Origin of the sequence: Pantoea agglomerans NBRC 102470, from assembly GCF_001598475.1 — a bacterium.
Lineage (GTDB): Bacteria > Pseudomonadota > Gammaproteobacteria > Enterobacterales > Enterobacteriaceae > Pantoea > Pantoea agglomerans.
Genome location: NZ_BCZA01000005.1, coordinates 43,922 through 63,078, shown reverse-complemented (window position 1 = coordinate 63,078; position 19,157 = coordinate 43,922). Strand labels below are relative to the sequence as shown.

Genomic DNA, 19,157 nt, shown 5'->3' with positions numbered 1-19,157 from the left:
GAGTCATATGGCTAAACATCTAGATAATAAAGATATCAGCATAATTAAAAACACAATAGCAGGTTGGGACAGTGAGAAATCAGGTAAGCTTTCATGGGAATATCTTTGTGACAGGCTTGAACCTCTGATTGGTAAGCGACCAACCCGTCAGTCACTGGGGCTTCACAAAGATATTGTCATGGCTTTCAACATTAAGAAGAAAAATATTAAGTCTGGCAATGATGAAGAGAAGCGGCCAGCTAATTTAAACATCGCCTCACAGCGCATCCGTAATCTCGAACTCAAAAATAAAACTCTGGAAGAAGAGCTCAGGAGTCTGGAAGAGAGGTTTGTTGTATGGCAGTTTAATGCTATAAATCACGGAATCAGTTTTGAACAACTTAATAATGGGTTGCCCAAGATAGACAGGGAAACGAATGCTGATTAAATATTTGATTGCGCAGATGTTGCGCAATTTAAATTATATGTTATCTTGTATATACAACCAAGGAGTGGTTGATCAATTTTGCAAGGACGCAATCTATGAAACATACAGACGCTCTTTCAAGGGAAGAAAAGTTACTTTTGCTTTTACAAATGTTCATTGAGAGATTAAAAAAATCAGGTTTTTCACAGGACAAGATAATTCGCTATATGTGGCTATTCTGTGTCGGCTACTACATTAAGTACTACCTTCCACAATCTAAAACAGATCTTGCAGATCGTTTTACGATCATATCTATGCTTTCAAACGCTCTAAAATCGAGTTCTCCAAGAATCATTCAGCACCTTGGCTATGAACATGAGATCACGTTTTTCTTTCGCTTTATGATTCATTATGCCATTGATAATGAAGAAGAGGCGGAAAATATTTATCGTGAGGAAAGGGTAAAATATGAGAAAGCTGTACTCCTGAATCAGGTTGTTGCTGCCAGAAGAAAGAGAAAAAAAAGGAGAATTTAAAAATTAAAGAATATACATTTTTTATAATGTTTTAAATTAAATACCTACTGCGAAATACGGGGTTAATATATTTCACAGCGTTAGATAAGACACGAAAATAGTTCTTAAGTGAGGGCGGATTTTTAAGTCATTATTCTAATTTTGGGTTGGCATTTACATGGATTGCTCATTGCCAGGCTAGTCTCCAATGAAGAATTCTATCCTGGCAGAAAAATATCAGCCTTTTATCAAACTGGATATCAATCGTGAGCCTTCTGCGATATCTGCTGATTTTATATTATCATGTACAGGGAGGATAAGCAGACGACGAATAAATTTCATCGCTTTAGGCAGTTTATCATCTCCAGGATGATACTCTGCGAAAACCGGGTAGCAGGTGATTGGTTTCAGTTCATAGCGATAAGGATCTGTAAGCAGGCCAAGGGCAGCTAATTCAGCCGCAAAGTGCAGCCCGTCAGTATTATCATTGAACTGCATAGCACATGCATAGGGCGCTACTTTACCGTTATCTGCAACTGGTAAAGATTTAAGCTGGGGAAGCAAAGAGAGTGACTCGAGCCATGCTGAGCATAGTGCCTCTCGAGACGATAGGTAATTATCCAGCCCCGTCAGCGAATGCAGACCCGCGATAGCCTGATAACCTGACAGTTTATAGTTCACACCGAACTGATTGCCATATCCATTCCCGTCAAAGCCCAGTCGTATAAAGGCACGAAGGCGCTCAGCCAGATCCGTATCATTTGTCGATACGAAACCGCCTTCTCCTGTTGAGAGCAGCTTATACTCATGGGTACTAAAGCAACCTAAGTGGCCCTTAAGACCTTCCTGCCCGCAAGGAGTTGAGGCTCCGAAAGACTGTGCGGCATCTTCCAGCAATGGGACATTGAAACGTCTGGAGAGTAAAAGCATAGTTTCTGAAGTACCTGGATTACCCCACATACCACAGGCAATTATGGCTGCCAGTCCATTATTAAGTTCGGATTCCAATTGTTCGGGATCAAGGCAGAAGGAGTCGCCATCTGTGTCAATCACAACAGGCGTAGCGCCAAGCTGAAGGACTGGTAATACGGTCATAACCGCACAGATTGCTGGTACAGCGACACGGCTACCTTTACCCACGCCAAGAGCTACCAGCCCTGCGTGGATTGCTGCTGTACCTGAGGAGACGGCGATGACATGTTTAACATTAAGCCTGGCTTCCAGTTTTAGCTCGTAGTCTCTTACAGCAGCTGCGGTACCTGAGTAGTCCCGGTAGTTCATAAGGCTGTTCTGGTATGCTTCTGCCATGCGCTCAGAAATGAATTTAGGCCCTGTCGACTTAATCATTATTATTGCCCCAGCCCCATTCAAGATAATTTTCAACCACATTTTCTGACAATGAATGAAACACGGGGGTTATGTAATCCACCAGTTCAATGGAGGCATTGGCAGGTGAAATGAACTCCAGCGCACTGCATTTGTAGGGTTCAGTGTTTACAGGCCGACCTTGCCAGTTCGTTGCCTCCATAAATACGTCTATGATTCGGCGGTCAGCCGTGCGTCTATGCATAATAGTGCGGAAAATCCAATCTGATTGCGCCAGATCCAGTCCTGTCTCTTCTTTCAGCTCCCGACTCGCAGCGCATGTCAGGGACTCACCTTCATCAACGTGCCCAGCAGGGAAAGACCACTTGCCATCTGCATATCCTGTATTAGAACGCTGAAGCATAAGTACTTTATCGCCGTTGCGGACGATACAATAAATGGCCAGGTAGGGGCGTTCACGTTCAATTTTCATTTCACTCTCCTGTTGATAGTTTGTGTCATTCCCATCGCAATAATCGAAACGATGACGAGCAGTTCTCCAGTCAGCTTGAACTGGCCAAACTGATAGCCGTAAAACGGTAGTGAAATCAGCGTAACAAACACGGGCGATAGCGCACGTAAAGCAGTGGCGACATGAAAGTCGACAGATCCAGCTGTTTTGATATATGAAAACATCGAATAAAAAATGAATGCTGCACTCACTACGCTGCAGGTTGTTCCCTGAACATCCAGACCGTTAAACATCTTCTGACCCTGACCAGCACCAAGGAAAATCGCCAGTGCAAACAGGAACAGTCCGTTTACGCCAAGTGGCACGCAGGGGTGTATATCCTGAGTCTTCTTTTTAAGCACCGCATAATTGAGCGCGAAAAGCAGGGATGAGAGCAGGGTAAAAATCACCGCCTGTAGCGTAACTGTACCCTCTGTGTCTGGCAGCGATGATAGAGCTACACCTGTAATACAGGTAACAAGCACAAGCACCTTAGCGTTCGTCAGCTTTTCCCGGAACCACAGAACAGATATGAGCATGCCAAAGATTATGTAGCTGCGAGCTATGAAAGAGTGCGTACTGGGTGTCAGCTTCTCCAGACCCAAATAAAAACACCAGGTACCGAGCGTGTTAAGGACTGCGGAGGCTATTCCGTTTCGTGTTGTCAGATACCTGACCATGTCAGACATTCGAGCGTGAATCAGCGCCAGCAACATAAAAGTGACTGCATAAATCATGAGGAAGGCGTTTTCACTGATCCAGCCGAAACTGAACTTAGCCAGTAAAATGGAAATGGCATTCAGAAATACAGACATAAATTGATAAAACATGATTCACCACAGATAGTTTTTAATGATTCCAGCGATTCTGCTGATAATGATTTTCTTCTTATGCAGGGAAGAGGGAGATCTGCCTCGCGCAAGGTCATGGCGGACCTGAAGGGACCAGTCGTGCATGTCGCGCAGGTAATCCGTTGCATAATGAATCGGCGAATATCTGACACGGGAACCTGTTCGGGTGTTAAACCGATGAATTTCACGAGCAATGAAAGCAATTTCATTGTCAATAGACTCAACGCCGTTCATGGCAAGACGTTGACGTTGAGAGAACGTTTCCTCCATGATTGTTGGAACGGATGCATGTATGCCTAAACGGTGGCTTGGGTTGAAGGCGGTAAAACTATTCTCCATTTTTATAGTGGGACCCAGTTGGGTCAGACCGCTAAACATCTGATAATGAGAAGGTGTGAAAATTTCCTGATAGATATCTGCCGGTGCCGTGAGCGTTCCCAGCTTTCCAAAATAAATGATTTCTGATGGCTGAAATTGCTCGCAGAGAAAGCGGGCGATACTGCCAGAAAGCCTACCCCAGAAGCTAAACTTGCAGCCCAGGAAAATTACATTGTTCTGGGCTTTCCAGCATGCATAGAAGTCATTCTCTTCAAAAGAAAAAACCTGATCTTTCATATACTCAATGAGTAGATCACAGCAACCAATCACAACCTGAGCGCCCGGTTTAATATCAAGCATGTTAAGACCAGTGAGCGCAGGGTATCGGCGGTCATTAAGCAGGTCATAATCAATTGTCATTAGATCCTGTGGGCGTGATATGCGAGCTTTCAGGTAATGCAAAACCAGTGATGAAAAATGCCGAATGTAGTCATAGCCGGATGGGATGCGAAGGACGACAGATTCCTTATGTTCCTCGTCAATGTGCGTGTGCCATGTCGGCCTAAAGCTATTAACTACTCTGCACGTATGACGGTAACTGAAATCGATCAGATCTGGTGAAAAGCCTGTACCTGCATGGTTTTCAACACGAATGGGTATTCGATTTGCTGCGACGTGTTCCAGCAAATCTGCTGGCAGTTTTTGCTCTACGTATTGTTCGAGGCTGTGGGACATGGTGTGCTCAAGTGAGTAAGACACCGGGATAATCTTTAATGATATTTTTCCTGTCCGCATTTCAATCAATAAATTCCATTTACTTATCATTTTGTGGTGTGGAAGTATTCAGTAGAAATGTTGCATTATTATGTCAATATCATTAATAGAAAATGACGAGGGTTATGATTAAATTTCGAGTTTTACACAGTCGTGTAATGGAATAGATTGCTAAAAATAATTCGTAAAAATGCTAATTAGCAGGATGGTAAGCTATTAACTCCATCTTTCTTTAATTCATTTTTCTCAAATCTGTTATCATTACTAAGTAAAGTTAGTTTATAGCAATTTATTTTTTTGGTTGTTCATTTTTCTCATTCCTTGTCTATAAATTTGACAAAGCCAAACGTTAACAGTTTTTTTAGATCAATCCTCAGCGTTTTGTGGGTGGAAACTAATATCAAGTATTTAAATTGGCTTAGGTACTATCGTGCCAAAATTTTTTTTTGCAGATGCTCATTGAGAGAGTAAAAGATCAGGTTTTGCACAGGACAAGATAATTCGCTATATCTGGTTATTCTGCGTCGGCTACTACATTAAATACTATCTCACACAAGATAATGATCATTTGATTGATCGCTTCACGATTATCTCAATGCTTTCAAACGCGCTGAAGGGGAGTTCACAGCGGGTCATAGACACACTTGGATATGAACATGAGCTTACTTGGTTCTATCGGAATTTGATCCATTACGTAATTGATAATGAGCATGAAGCGGAGGGAATTTATCAGGCAGAAAGGGTTAAGTATGAAAAATCGATGTTGTCAAATTTGCCATCTGGAGCTCGTAGAAAGAGAAGGGGTAAAAGAATTTGATAGTGCTATATAAGTCATATCGTCATAATTATTAATGTCGTAGATTTCAGATTGCTTACAAAGGGCATGAGCTTGTCATATAAATTTTTTTTGGAATCAATTGCATTCTGCTTTCCAGATGCAGCAAGTTAAAGATCGCTGGTAATTAACTAATACATTGATTTATAAGCATGTATTCTATGGTTTATGTTTGAATACGTGAAACCAGTCTTAAGCAGTTATCTATTAATAATCCTTGACAATTTACGTGTTTTTGAACAAATTGTTATTTGAAACCATAAAATCAGAAAAGGAGTATTGACTATGTCTGGTTCAGGCAGTTTTTCATCTGGGAGTGCTTCAAAGCTTTATAGCTGTGAAGTTATTAAATTCTATACTAATATTCGCTCGCCGAACCCCTTGGTTGTAAAGAAACTAAAGATCGGAGACCTGCTTGATATTGATTTGATTGATAATTCGATCTGTGCGGTTTTAGATGGGGAGATAGTGGGGGGAGTCACGTCTACTCAGTATTACGAAAGTCTGTACAAATGCCTCACTGGAGGTACATTGTACCAAGCTTCTGTAATCGAAATTAACAACGGCCAAATCAAAGTTTTTATCTATTCTGTATAAGGACCTCGCATGCAAATAATTGGGGGTGTTTATCGTGAAAGATGTTTACATCCAGGCTGGGATTACATCTTCGGTTCTGGAGGACGTGCCGCGATTGCCATATGTGAGATGGGACACGATATTCATTTACACTCTTATGTAAATGATGATTTTAAAAAATACCTTGAAATTGAGTCGAAGTTTTGTAGTGGAAAACTTACAGTTAATCAACATAAAACTGATGAAGCTTTGGAATTTAATTATACACATGGGTTAGCTAATATTATCCCACCGAGTAGTAATAAATATAATTCAGAAATCTTTATCCAAACCGAATCAGTTCTGATGTTTGGAATGATTGAATGCAAGACAAGAACCGAGTCAGTATACGCAGTATATGACCCGCAAAATACTTTTCAAACTTTATCTTTTCGTCAAACAGGTTCTAAAGCACAACATTTAGCCTTAGTTTTGAATGAAAGAGAAGCATATGCACTCGCAAAAGCTGAATGTCAAAATAGCATAGAAGATGTAATATATAACATCGTTGAGAAAGAAAGTGCCGAGGTTGTAGTTGTAAAAAGAGGTCCGAAGGGTGCATTGGTTTACAATGATGGGAAACTTTCAAAAATCCCTTTATTTTTAACTGAGCAGGTCTGGAAAATTGGTTCTGGTGATTGCTTTTCAGCCCATTTCGCTCTCAATTGGATATTGTTAGGCAAAACTGCGCATGAAAGCGCCTATAACGCTTCATTAGCTACATCTTATTATTGCCAAACACAATGTTTACCTTCAAAAGTAAATCTTAATTTGTATGCCCCAAAGCCTCTCATTATCAACAGTAATAAGAAATGTAAAGTTTACCTTGCTGCTCCTATATTTACTTTGGCTCAGTTGTGGATTGTGGAACAAGTTAGGAACAATTTAATTGAAATGGGATTGGAAGTTTTCTCTCCGTATCATGATGTAGGCTTAACTAACGATAAATATTACATATATAAAGAAGATATCCTAGGTTTAGATAATTCAGATATGGTATTTGCCATTTTAGATGGTCTCGATAGTGGAACAATATTCGAAATAGGGTTTGCTAGCGCTAAGGGAAAAAAAGTAATCATTTATAACGAAAATGTAGATGACAAAGATTTAGTCATGTTTTCTGGGGAACATACTTTCATTATTAAAGACTTTGTGTCAGCAATTTACAGAGCAGTTTGGGAGTCGTATGCATAAAAGAACAGGATTGATTTTATCAGGAGGCATGGACTCTTTAACTATTGCATGGTGGAAAAAACCAGAGGTTGCTTTCACTGTCGATTATGGACAAAAAGCAGCCAATGCTGAGATCCAAGCTTCATCTCAAATTTGTAAAATACTCAATATTGAACACCATATCTTGAGAGTTGATTGTAGCAGCTTAGGTTCAGGTGATATGGCTGGGAAGGCTTCTGATAAAAATGCTCCAGAAACCGATTGGTGGCCTTATCGAAACCAAATGTTGGTAACATTAATTGCAATGAAGGCGATAGGCCAAGATGTAGATAAACTTCTGATTGGTACAGTCTGCAGCGATTCTAATCATAAAGATGGAACATTAGAATTTATTAAATTAATGTCTAATCTACTTGCGTTCCAAGAAGGTCATTTAATTCTTGAAGCACCAGCCATTGGAATGACAACCCATGAATTGATTACTAAATCAAATATCCCTCATGGTTATTTGTTATGGGCGCATAGTTGTCATACAAGCAACATACCATGTGGTAAATGCCGTGGCTGTAACAAATTCCACAATGTTATTCATGAATTGAATATCCTATGATTTCATCAATATAATATAATGGAGTAAAAATGATCAATAATATTTCCATTCATAATTTCAAATCCCTAAAAACTTTAGATCCAATAGCAATGGGCTCATGTCTATTCTTGTGTGGGCCAAATAGTAGTGGTAAAAGTTCTTTTATACAAGCTGTACTATTAATTGCTCAAAATATAGCTAATGATTTCAAAGGCGGAATGGTTAGTTTAAATGGTAACCTTGTTAAACTTGGTGAGTTTGATAATATATTAAGCCATTCAGATGATGCAAAGGAAATAAAAATATCATTCGACCTTTTTCCTGAGAATGACATTCAAAAAAGTGATGAAATTCATAAAGTCTCATTCGGCTTATCATTTGGAATTCGTGAATCAGATGGCGAAAAAAGGAGAATTAACCCCGAGTTAAGTCGAGTTGAAGTGGATGCATTTAATAGAGATAGTGACTCACATGACTTAATTAGAAAATTTTCACTTGAGGTCAAGCAATCTTCCTTAATCAATTTGGATTTGTGTACCGAAGATCAAGAAAAATTAGAACAGGTTTATCCTGAATTTAAAATATCAGAGTTTCGTAAGTTCGATGGATGTATACCAACGACAATCAAGTTGGTTTATAACGTTTCAAAGAAAATTAGCCAAGATATCATCCCTTTGATAGTAAACGAACAGAAGTATTTATTCAAGAAAAGCACATTTAAAGATGTTGAAAAAAGAGAACTTACAAATATAACCATCCCTGAAGAATTCTCGCTTAAAATTTGCGAATTAATTAAAAATAAATTAAATGATTTAAATAATGGGCTTAATGTTCCCTCTGAGGAATTCAATAAGCGTTTTATCGGGCTTGAAAGTGTTCTAATTCATGGGCTTGAGAGCTTAAAAGAGAACTTTATTGCTATAAACTTCAAATTAAAACAATCCGACATTCCCGAACATTTTTTAAAAACAAAAACGCATATAAGAGAATGGCAGTATTTTATATCGAATTTACAATATGACAAACGTCAGCAATTGATTGTTCTTTTAGACGAGAATCGATCTCTATTGCAGGAGATTTGGTTACAACACTCAAAAAAAATCACTTCTGAAATAGAATATGAGATGCCGATATTTTCTCAATTAAACAAAATTCTTCACAATCAATTCAGCACTAATATAAAGTATCTTGGCCCGCTTCGAAAGGGACCAGTCCCTTTTTATGAAACAAACCCGTACAATGGAGAAACTGTCGGTTTAAAAGGAGAATACACAGCTGCACTCTTATATAACAAGAAAGATGAAATAATTACGTATTTATCGCCAATTTTATATAATAATGAGCAATATATAAAGTTTGTAGAAAAACAAGATACTTTACACAATGCATGCATTTCTTGGTTAACCTATTTAGGAGTTATCACAGACATTGAGGTCGGTGATATAGGAGAGCTTGGTTTAAATATAAAGGTTAAAAATACTAATGACAAAAAACTGCAAGGTTTAAGTCATGTTGGGGTGGGGGTAAGTCAGGTTTTACCTATAATAGTCATGTTGTTATTATCTAAAAGAAATGACACTCTTATTTTCGAGCAACCTGAATTACACTTACACCCTAAAATACAATCCAGATTGTGCGATTTGATAATTTCCTCTTCCACTTCGGAGCGACAATGTATTGTTGAAACTCATAGTGAATATATTATTAATAGATTAAGGCTTAGAATTGCACAGTCTTCCGATCCAGAAATAACTAAAAATAATATTTTATATTTCGTAAATAAAGTTGAATCTAACTCTTTTTTTGAAAAAGTAGATATCAACAGGTTTGGGGCTATACCAAATTGGCCAGAAGGTTTTTTTGACCAGACTGATAAGGAAATTGAAAAGATTCTGATAGCGGCTAATAACAAAAGTAAAAAAGAAAGAATTTCAGAGGAGGATAAAAATGCTGATTATTAACTCTGAATATTTAGTTGCGCCTTTGTTTTGCAGTGGGAATATTTTAGAAAAATATGTTGAAGATCTTAGAATACTTAATGAATTAATTGATGATGAAAGTTTTCAGGTTTTCAAAGAATGTAATATTGTTGAAGAAATGCGTGTTCTTGATTTTTATCCGTCAGATGCACATTTCAAAAAAATAATTTCACAAGACATAAATTCAAGATTCAGCGCAAATGATATTGTAAGAGTTTTATTTAGGCTTCTAAATGCGATTCCTGAATACAGCAATATTATTGATAACTATGAGATTGAATGGAAAGCTCAGTCTACTGATCCGATACTATCTTATCTTTCAGATATTAGAAAATTACACTATAAGGATCTGTTTCACAAAGTTATATTTCAATCCATTCTAGCACAGCAGGAAAGTTATATTTTTTCGCTTCAAAAAAATAGCATGTTCAACACAAACTTCGATATTGAGATAGATACAGGAATACTACTTATTGAACCTGAGATATTAGGCACTGTACCACTTGATATAAAGAAAAATATTACAGTTTTTGGTGGTGTTAAAGATGTTATCGTAAAGCTTAACGGTTATGATATTTATAAGAGAGCTGACTCTGCGCAAAGCTTGAAGTTAGCATTCTATTTTGGAGTACTAAACTACCTATCTTTAAATAAAATAGGTAGGTTGATTTCATGGGATGATTTTGACATTGGTCAATATTTCTATGAATCATTGATAAATAATCAATGTGCTAATACGCAACAGTTTTCTACTTTAGTATATGATACAGTTATAAAAACTATATGTCGTAAACGCGATGAGTTAAAAGTTAAACCGTTTAGAATATCAGAAAACTCAAATACTCAAAAAACTTTTGAGGGGCTTAAGGGTTTTAGGTGCCACCTGACTAGAGGTCATGAAGCTTTAAGACTTATGTTCTGGTCAGATCCCGAGACTCGCAAGATAATTTTTGCAAACGTTGGACCAAAAATGGAACTTATAATTTCTGATCCCTAAGTATTTCTTAGTAACTGCTTAATGTTTAGATTAAATCCTCCGGCTCTTAGAGGATTTAATCATTTTACTTTCAGATTCCATTATGAACCGAATCATTACTCTCACTAAACGTCCAGTTCTCGACTTTGTCACCTGTGAATGTTATAGTCAAATTTTTACTTTTCATATCAGTTCCGTTCGAGAATAGCCCTACAATTGGAATGTAAGACATCGCTGACATATTCGAGTTCATGATTGAGTAAAACCACATGTCCTCATTGGTATCAACGGTTGTCTTACGAGTAGGTTCACCGAACTGCTTTTGAATATCTTCCTTCGTGGTTCGACCTTTGAAGATCTTTGACGCAATACTTTGCTGCGTCTCATTTTTAATTGATTGATTCCCTGCTGTTGACGCACAACCTGACAAAAGGATAAGAGTGAATAAAGCTCCTGCAATCTTAGCTTTCATTATTTATTCCTTATTAATAGTTTGAGATAAAACTCTTAACCACCGTGTAATCTGCATTTTGACATCGTTATACCCTGTATCCTGGTGAAACTTGCCTTTCTGCGGGTAAAACTTCACCTGCCACACGGGAAACATGACGTCCTTTACTTCAATAAAAAGGCCTGAGTTATTCAGGTTCTGCTGTCTGATAGCGCCGGTACCAAAGCCGCCGTCATATCCGCCTGAGTCGAGATTGAAATGCCAACTGATTACTGAGCTAAACGGATACGTTTTTTCGTTAGCACCATTTTTGATAGTAATAGTTTGCTGCTTTTCGTTAAGCAACAGCTTTGAGTCTCTGAATTCATGGCTCCAGAAGCCGTCATTGCCTTCGTTGAAATTATCGAAAGTTGAGACGTTATCTTTCTTATGCTTATAGCTAATACCAGCTGTCACGAGTAAGAAAAAAGCGGGGATACACCACAGAACAAGCATTCCCATGGCGTCAGTGGGTTTTGACTTGAGGACGATTAAAACGGCTACGCCGATTGTGAACCAGACTCTGATTGAACGGAAGTAAGAGGGTTTTCTCATACTCATGCTGCTCATGTTGAATCCCTTTTAAAACCAATAGTGGAAGATAGTCATGTCTGTAACTAGCTGATTGGTCACTGCTTTTACTGAGCATTTTTGAGCAAGCTCAAAACTTAAGCAAATCATTTGTACCGATCGATAGATCCTATTTGATAGGTATAATCTATCATAAACAACTTTATTGATCTGTAAAAACGATCAATTTTTTTGTGTTTAGAAGTGGTTAGGCAGGAAAGATGATGTTCTTCAGAGGGTTGGTTAGTTAGGCGTATATGGGTTTTTTATGAAGTCTTCTGTTGTTTCATTTGAGGTTTTAACGTCAGGCTCGGCTGAGCTGACAGCGCTGATAATGGAAAATAAGGATTTTCTGTGGAGAAACGTTTTGCCTGTCTCTTTGAGCAATTTTACGAATGCTCCGAGGTAAGGAATGCTTAGTAGCCACTTTATGACTTCCGTCATGAGGTAGTCTTTATTGTTGCCCTGTCCCGGTGCTGTAAGCACAATGCTGGCAAAAGTGTATGCTTCGCAAGTTTTCGCTGTCTCTACTCTATGTTCCTGCTGGGGATGAGGTGCAATAATTTCTGACTCTAACGAAGCCGGTAGCGACAGCATAGTATCCTCCTTCGTATCTTCTGTTACTGAATCACTCGTCTCATTACCTCCCATAGCTGAAGCTTTCAAGGCAAAGAGCAGAGGATTGTCACGTTCAGGCTCGTAGCGAAGCTTATCTTGCAGGTTAGCCCATGAGTAGGTCTTCCCCAGTTGGGAAGCTTTGAAAGCAATTCCTCCATATTCGAATGAGAAACCATTCATGCGGCCCGTGGAGGAAATGTTGGGTATAGTCGCTATACCGTTCTCAGCAAGTGCTTCAACGAAGCCCGAGATATCATTGGCACTCGTAAGGATCTCGTCGATAGTGTTTTGTAAGAACGTCTTGGCCGTTGGCTGACCTTCACGCTTCTCCTTCTGTTGCTCGCCACGTGATAGCTTCTTGCGCTCTCTGACAGGTGAAGGAGAGGGGCCTTTAGTTCTGGTCAGGCCATGAGTCAACTCAAGCTCCTGAATTACTCGCGTACTGATCAGGTTTTCATTTCTACCGAGATAAAGCTTTCCTCCAATAAGATCCACTCTGCTCGCAATGATATGAATGTGCTGGCCGGCCTCATCGTCATGTAGGACATAACAACGTAGGTGAGTGTCACTGAATCCCATACACCTCATATAGTCGTCAGCAAACGTAGCCCATTGCTCCTCTGTGAGGGAGTCCCCTTGTGGCAGGCGAAGTGAGTTGTGCCACACCGGTTTTGCCACGTCTGTTCGTAGTGAATCCGAAGCAGTGAACTCAGCAATCAGGTTGGTTGCTGAAGCGCCAAGCATGTTGCCCCCTATGACCACCGGGTCGCTTTTATGGTGCGTTTTTGACTTTAACGTGTATAGAACAACTCCAGCGAAACTCTTACCTCGTTTGATCTTCTGCATGCCCTTCATTAGAGGGGGGACTCCATAGATCAGCGGAAAGTAGGCGAGAGCGAAGTTCACTGATTTGCCGCTTCACAGCAAAGAGCTCTGTCTTAGTCAGCGGATTGCATGATTGTTTAGCATTCAGGTGGTTTAGGATCTCGTTAAGCCTGTGATTAATCTCACCGAACATTTTCCATGCGCTTCTGTTGATTTCTGGGACAACAGGTACATGGTTCTTAAGCAAACACATGCGAAGCCATTCGCCTTTGGCGTGTTGTTTACGTTCATGATCTAAAGTATTAAGCTCTGAGTTATTTAGTCTAACGCTGACGCAATGAATGCGTAGTTTTTTTGCAAGGGGAGGGTGGTATATATCTCTCATAGAAGCTCCATATTCTAAATATAAGCATATTCCTTATGCCTGATCTATTTATAACCGATAAATAAATTATGTCAACGATGTGGGTTTTGACTTTCCTTTTTCAACCGAAGGGCAGAAAAAGCAAGGCAACTCAGCTTCGCTGAGTTAGCCCTTGCTGCTGATAGCTCTATCTAAATATTTCAAACTATATATAGTACAAATATTACTATCATTAGAATAGAAAGTGAACTTTGTATCTTGATGGATTGTTGCTTTTGTCAAACCACTTCTAAAATTTTCAAACGGCACTGGGTTTGATAAGGGGTCAAAATGCAAGTGAACTTTCTTTGGGATATGAATTTTTATTTTATGATTATTTAATAAATTTAGGCAATGGTGCGTATTCTCGTAAATTTGAAAAACTTCGACCTCTCTTATTTTAGTAGATGCAAGCTGTTCTGAAAATATATGCGGGGTTGTATGAAAGAGTTCATAAGATAGGAAGGAGCGATTTTTGTTATCTGATATACTTGTATTAATGTCAAATTTCAACATCAATTCTACATTTTTAGTTTCATTGGTATAAAACAAAAGATTTTTTCCTTGATTGTCCACATGCTGATGGTCAGCACCATAAAGTAAAAGTAATCGGAATTGAATTTTATCTTTACAATAGAAAATGGGTGTTTTACCGAAGTTGTCAATGCTGTTGATATTAAAACCATTTTTTGTTAAATGTTCTAGATCTTTTATGTTCCAGACATAATCCCTGAATATTAGATTCTGCCCTTTTTCATTTTTAAGCTGGGGGTTACTATATTGCTTGACCACTTCCGAAAAAATTGAATGTATTGAGTTGAGTGAATTTTCTGACACTTTTTAAAATCTCCTTTTTATTAAATTAATAATATATAAAAAGGAGAAGTCAATAGTTATTATAAATTAAATGGATTTTTTAAGATTTTTTTTGTATTCGGTAGATTCATTTTCTGGGGGGACATTGGATATAAGAGGAAAATAACTAGTGATCTCATCATCTTTGAATGTTTTTAAAAGCTTTTTCCGCAAACTTTCAGAAGGGTAATCTTCTTGAATATCTATGTCATTAATAATTTCGCTAAGAAGTTCTTTATGTACTTCGTTAATGCTTGGTTCATCGAAAACGTATTTAAAATGATCGTTCAATGAAATTGACGAGGTAGAAAAAACAGCTTTATTTTCTGAGGGTGAGTTTTCTTTATTGTTGTTTTTTCTTGCAGATAATAAAGAATTTGTAACTTCATCAATAATAATGAAAGTGTTTAAATTTATTCCTTCCAAGTTTTTTTTATGATACTCGACTTCCTTTAATCGCTTTTCTACGTTACCATAAGAATCTGAATAAACACTTCCAAAATATTTTAAGTAACTTTTTATCAAATCGTATGCTAAACTAATTTCTTTGAAGGAACCAAGAAACGTATTAAAGGAATCAAAAACTTGGTAACTTTTTTGATTTTTTTTATCGGTATTTTCAACGATGTTAAATGTATAATCCATTGTTTATTCCTTCGATAAATGTTATATGTAACAGGCTGATTTTTGGTTATTTAAATTTCCAACTGAAGAAGTTAAATCTCCTCGCGTATAATTTCGAAACGCTTTATCTCATGAATTCTATCAGGATTTTTTTTAAAGAATCAATTTCTTGTCTGTGACCTTTTTCAACAATCCCAATTATTTTATCAAAAGATAATTTGTCCGATAATTTTTCGAAAATATGTTTGGCACCCGAATTTCGATAACCAACTTTAGGCAATTTATATCTTGTTCTATCTCTGTATTTCTTAAATAGTTCTTTTTCAATACTGTCGAAAGGAATGAAGTATATATTAGGGATGTTTGTCTTTTCACCTAATATTTCCTTTTTAACATCCCCGTCAAGTATGGAAATGACATTTTTTGGGTTTGAGAGGAATTGTTGATGCTTATTTCTATCCATTAGAGAAATTACTCCCTGGCAACCGCCTATGAATATAACCTTGTACGAGTTTTTGCTTTTAATTGTAGAAAGAATCCTAATAAGATATTTTTCAAGGACAATGTCTTCAGTTAGAATATATCTATCATAACCAACAAAGCCATACATGGAACTTTTGACGTAATTATATGAGCATGGTGTTGCCTTAACAAATCCTTCCTCATTTTCGAGGAATAAAAGTAATTCATGATCTTCTTGCAATGTTCTTAGTAAAGCGAGTGAGTGCGATGTAAAAATTATTTTCTTATTGCTTTTTTTACACATTTCTCTGATGTGCGTAATTAATCGAACTTGTGCAGCTGCATCCAGAGAGGTGTCTATTTCATCAATTATTAATATGTCTTTTGTCGAGCTTAAATGGCGGTACAGATTAATTATGAAGTATTCACCTGTGCTAAAATGATCTTCCCTTATATAACGTCCATTTTTTGCAATAAGAAAGTAATAATCAACTCCGTCGATCATAGTTGTTTTTAGCTCTTTGAATTTCGTATTTTCATAAATCGAATTCAAAAAATCACTCATTTCATTTGCGGTTTGATAATTTTTTATCAAAACATTCGTTCTTAGCTGATCATCTAGGCCGCTTAGTTTTGAGAATTTCTGAAACCTATCTCCAAATGGAGTTGCCAGCTCAAGACTGTATGTTTTATTAGTTCTTACAAACCCTTTTGATTCAAGATAATCAATAACAGGAGAGTAAAAGAATTTATAAATACTATCGTCAATTGATATCTCTATTTTGCTATCTTCAGATATTATTCCCGTCGGGCAAGTTTGTTTAATTATTGAAGGTCTATAGAGCATAGAAAAAGCTTTTAAAAGCGTTGTTTTACCTACCCCATTTTTACTCACTATACAAGCCATGTTATAATTATGAAGATCAATTTTTACTTCCATAGAAACAATGTGCTGTATGTTTTCGATTTTAATGTTTAGGTTCATTTTAGATTGCCTTCCTAAAAAAAAGGTCCACTAAAGAATTACCATATTTATATTTTAGTTTATCGATATATTTAGGATCGATAGTATTTATATAGTTTAGTTGACCGGAAAGCCTGGCAATAGCATGATTTTTATCAAGGCTTGAATATGAAACAAAATCATTTTGGTTTTTTAAAAAAAGATATAGTTTGGTTTCAATTTCATTTTTTAATCTTTTACCTATAGAAAGAGAGCCATCAGGATGGATCTGAACTCCCATAACTTCCATGTTTTTGCCTTTTTTTATTAACTTTGTCTTCAAGGTATTTATCTTGAATTTTTGTTCAAAGCAAGAATTAAGAATGTTATCGATATCATGTATACATTCCTCCTTATCAAGATAATTGTTTGATGAAATTAGTAAGTCATCAGCATATCTTGAATAGATCATATTATTTCTATTACAATGCTTTTTTATTTTTATATCGAAATTATTAAAAACAGCATTGCTCAATACAGGTGAAGTTGAAAAGCCTTGAGGCAATCTATCTTTATAAGTTACTAAATTACAAATTCGGTCTAAATAGGATTCTATGTCGGATAATGGTTGGTTGTCAATTTGAGTGAAAATACAGTTGTGTATTGTTTTTTTTGAAATGGAATGAAAGAAAGAATGTATGTCAGTTTTGAAAATAAATTTATTTTTGGAGTGAGGGGCAATGCAGTCAAGAACATTAACATTTTTTCGATATGAAAAGACACAGTCTTCTTGTATTTCTAAATTATCAAATATAAATTGATTGAAAAAAGAATGGATTCTTTTTAGTTTTTCACTGCATTTTACGACTTCACGTTTTTCAACTTTGATTTCTTCTATATTTGTTTTTAATTCAATATTAAGAAAATCATTGAAATCAATCTTACCATCACAATACGCATTAAATGTGTGCTCTAAATAATATTTATCCATGGTTAATTCTGATTTAAGAGTTTTAAAGAAGATGATACCTTCCTAAAAGGATAAGTACAGTTTTTTTTAATGGTTGAAAAGATTGTAATAGAAAATTATGAGGTTACGAGGAGGTGCGGAAGGTTCAGAAAAACTATAGGTACTAAAAATTACAAAGCCCCTAAAGAAGTTTTTAAACTCCTAAAAGGGGCGAGTAACGTACCTAAATGCCTGTAGAGGCCGTCTATTGTGACTGGGGAATACCCTCTAGTCAGACAGCATAACTACAATCTAGTTTATGCGAGATCTTTTGTCAACTCTGCTAAGGTTGACATTGCCATTGTACCTAATGAAGTCAGTTGGATATGTTTGCCCCACCACACCATCATCTCCCTTCGTTGTTCCAAATACTGAGAACGGTTGTAAGCTCTCCTGACCTCATTAGTATCAATGTGAGCCAGTGCTGCTTCAATGACGTCAGGTTGAAACCCTTTCTCGTTAAGAACTGTTGAAGCTATGGATCTCATACCGTGCGCAACAAGGACATCTTTGAAGCCCATGCGCTTCAACGCCATGTTTGCTGTCTGACTGTTCATTGGTTCTAGTGGATTGCGGTAACCGGGAAAAACGTGTGGTCTGTGCTGGCTGATTGGCTTCATAACTTCTAGCACAGCAAGAGCTTGCTCAGATAGCGGAACAATATGCATGCGTTTCATTTTCATGCGACCGGCAGGGATGCACCATTCCTTTGTCTCGAAGTTGATCTCATCCCAGCGTGTCATCGCCGCTTCTGCCGGTCGTGTCATTGTAAGGAGCTGCCATTCGATAAGACAGCGCGTCTGTCTGCCAATACTCGCAAATGCGAGCTTCTTCATAAGCAGAGGTAGCTGTTCAGGTAAGAGGGCGGGGCGGTGTTTTACTTTTGGTTTATGGAACGTCTTACCGATTTTTGCCGCTGGGTTTGAAGTCACTAAGCCAGAGTTCAAAGCGTAATCCATAACCTCATTAATACGCTGACTCAACCTTTTAACAGTTTCGAGTCTGCCTGCCGCATGAGTTGGGCTAAGGGATCCAATGAACTGTTGGGCTGTAATGCTGGAAATAGGCATAGAGCCAATATGTGGAAACACATATTTACTCATTGAACGCCAGATATCGTTAAGAGTGTGAGTTGTTAATCCTGCTGCCTCTTTGGTTTTAAACCACTCAGCAGCAACTTTTTCAAACGTACTTTCACTCACACTCTTCTGACGAAGTTGCTCTGCCTTTTTGTGCTCTTGAGGGTCAACTTCTTTCCTGAGAAGAGCGCGGGCTGATTCACGATTTTGGCGGGCTTCGGAAAGCGAAACGGAAGGGTATGAACCAAAGCTGATCATAGCCCGTTTACGAGTGAAGGGTTTGTAATAACGAAACCGCCAGAGTTTTGAGCCTCCGGGAGTTACCTGCAGTTCCAGACCATCCCCGTCATAAAGAACCAATGCTCGTCCAGCAGCTTTGGCGTTCTTCACTTCGGTATTGTTTAAGGGCTTGGTCTGTCTTGCCATGAGCAG

General features: G+C 37.7%; 19 protein-coding genes. 7 read left to right on the top strand and 12 right to left on the bottom strand.

Annotated elements, in window-relative coordinates:
* Positions 1-7 precede the first annotated feature (7 nt).
* Together PAG01S_RS10915 and PAG01S_RS10910 are read left to right on the top strand one after the other, a co-directional pair.
* The gene (locus tag PAG01S_RS10915; RefSeq protein ID WP_062758641.1) at positions 8-427 is read left to right on the top strand and encodes a hypothetical protein; all 420 of its coding nucleotides are present in this window, start codon (positions 8-10) and stop codon (positions 425-427) included.
* 95 nt (positions 428-522) lie between these two features.
* Positions 523-942, top strand: coding sequence for a hypothetical protein (locus tag PAG01S_RS10910; protein WP_062758638.1), 420 nt, complete (start codon positions 523-525; stop codon positions 940-942).
* Positions 943-1,158: 216 nt separating this feature from the next.
* Here PAG01S_RS10910 and PAG01S_RS10905 read toward each other — a convergent pair whose 3' ends face one another.
* From PAG01S_RS10905 to PAG01S_RS10890, 4 genes are read right to left on the bottom strand one after another with little or no spacing between them, the layout of a single operon-like run.
* Complete coding sequence (locus tag PAG01S_RS10905; protein ID WP_062758635.1) at positions 1,159-2,268, bottom strand: DegT/DnrJ/EryC1/StrS family aminotransferase; 1,110 nt, start codon at positions 2,266-2,268, stop codon at positions 1,159-1,161.
* Positions 2,261-2,719 (bottom strand): NUDIX domain-containing protein, encoded by a 459-nt coding sequence (locus PAG01S_RS10900; protein WP_062758632.1) that lies wholly within the window; start codon positions 2,717-2,719, stop codon positions 2,261-2,263. The genes PAG01S_RS10905 and PAG01S_RS10900 overlap by 8 nt, the downstream gene beginning before the upstream one ends.
* Positions 2,716-3,567 (bottom strand): DMT family transporter, encoded by an 852-nt coding sequence (locus tag PAG01S_RS10895; RefSeq protein WP_062758630.1) that lies wholly within the window; start codon positions 3,565-3,567, stop codon positions 2,716-2,718. Before PAG01S_RS10895 ends, PAG01S_RS10900 begins: the two co-directional genes overlap by 4 nt.
* A gap of 3 nt (positions 3,568-3,570) precedes the next feature.
* On the bottom strand, positions 3,571-4,641 hold the full coding sequence (locus PAG01S_RS10890) for a hypothetical protein (protein ID WP_140417635.1): 1,071 nt from the start codon (positions 4,639-4,641) through the stop codon (positions 3,571-3,573).
* A gap of 1,159 nt (positions 4,642-5,800) precedes the next feature.
* Between PAG01S_RS10890 and PAG01S_RS10885 the strand changes: the two genes are divergently transcribed.
* The 5 genes from PAG01S_RS10885 to PAG01S_RS10870 are packed head-to-tail and all read left to right on the top strand — an operon-like array spanning position 5,801 to position 10,868.
* Positions 5,801-6,112, top strand: coding sequence for a hypothetical protein (locus tag PAG01S_RS10885; protein ID WP_062758624.1), 312 nt, complete (start codon positions 5,801-5,803; stop codon positions 6,110-6,112).
* Between the two features lie 9 nt (positions 6,113-6,121).
* A complete protein-coding gene (locus PAG01S_RS10880) occupies positions 6,122-7,324 on the top strand; it encodes a PfkB family carbohydrate kinase (RefSeq protein ID WP_062758621.1) in 1,203 nt (400 codons plus the stop codon).
* Complete coding sequence (locus PAG01S_RS21690) at positions 7,317-7,913, top strand: 7-cyano-7-deazaguanine synthase (protein WP_073970666.1); 597 nt, start codon at positions 7,317-7,319, stop codon at positions 7,911-7,913. The genes PAG01S_RS10880 and PAG01S_RS21690 overlap by 8 nt, the downstream gene beginning before the upstream one ends.
* A 29-nt stretch (positions 7,914-7,942) precedes the next feature.
* Positions 7,943-9,853, top strand: a complete 1,911-nt coding sequence (locus PAG01S_RS10875) for a DUF3696 domain-containing protein (RefSeq protein ID WP_062758618.1) — start codon at positions 7,943-7,945, stop codon at positions 9,851-9,853.
* The gene (locus tag PAG01S_RS10870; RefSeq protein ID WP_062758615.1) at positions 9,840-10,868 is read left to right on the top strand and encodes a hypothetical protein; all 1,029 of its coding nucleotides are present in this window, start codon (positions 9,840-9,842) and stop codon (positions 10,866-10,868) included. Before PAG01S_RS10875 ends, PAG01S_RS10870 begins: the two co-directional genes overlap by 14 nt.
* A 70-nt stretch (positions 10,869-10,938) precedes the next feature.
* On the opposite strand, the gene PAG01S_RS10865 is transcribed toward PAG01S_RS10870, so the two are convergent.
* The 8 genes from PAG01S_RS10865 to PAG01S_RS10830 form a co-directional block, all read right to left on the bottom strand.
* Positions 10,939-11,319 carry an SEN1984 family lipoprotein gene (locus PAG01S_RS10865; RefSeq protein ID WP_062758612.1) on the bottom strand — a complete coding sequence of 127 codons (381 nt, stop codon included), beginning with the start codon at positions 11,317-11,319 and terminating at the stop codon, positions 10,939-10,941.
* Positions 11,320-11,322: 3 nt separating this feature from the next.
* Positions 11,323-11,907: a DUF4755 domain-containing protein gene (locus tag PAG01S_RS10860; RefSeq protein WP_062758609.1), complete on the bottom strand. Its 585-nt coding sequence runs from the start codon at positions 11,905-11,907 to the stop codon at positions 11,323-11,325.
* A gap of 243 nt (positions 11,908-12,150) precedes the next feature.
* A complete protein-coding gene (locus tag PAG01S_RS10855; RefSeq protein WP_245006272.1) occupies positions 12,151-13,371 on the bottom strand; it encodes a relaxase/mobilization nuclease domain-containing protein in 1,221 nt (406 codons plus the stop codon).
* A gap of 508 nt (positions 13,372-13,879) precedes the next feature.
* A complete protein-coding gene (locus PAG01S_RS10850) occupies positions 13,880-14,590 on the bottom strand; it encodes an ankyrin repeat domain-containing protein (RefSeq protein WP_062758603.1) in 711 nt (236 codons plus the stop codon).
* Between the two features lie 66 nt (positions 14,591-14,656).
* Positions 14,657-15,253, bottom strand: coding sequence for a hypothetical protein (locus PAG01S_RS10845; protein ID WP_062758601.1), 597 nt, complete (start codon positions 15,251-15,253; stop codon positions 14,657-14,659).
* Between the two features lie 103 nt (positions 15,254-15,356).
* The gene (locus tag PAG01S_RS10840) at positions 15,357-16,679 is read right to left on the bottom strand and encodes an AAA family ATPase (RefSeq protein WP_062758598.1); all 1,323 of its coding nucleotides are present in this window, start codon (positions 16,677-16,679) and stop codon (positions 15,357-15,359) included.
* Position 16,680: 1 nt separating this feature from the next.
* A complete protein-coding gene (locus PAG01S_RS10835) occupies positions 16,681-17,628 on the bottom strand; it encodes a reverse transcriptase domain-containing protein (protein WP_062758595.1) in 948 nt (315 codons plus the stop codon).
* A 275-nt stretch (positions 17,629-17,903) separates the two neighbouring features.
* Entirely contained in the window at positions 17,904-19,151 is a 1,248-nt protein-coding gene (locus PAG01S_RS10830; protein WP_062758592.1) for an integrase domain-containing protein, read from the bottom strand.
* Positions 19,152-19,157 lie beyond the last annotated feature (6 nt).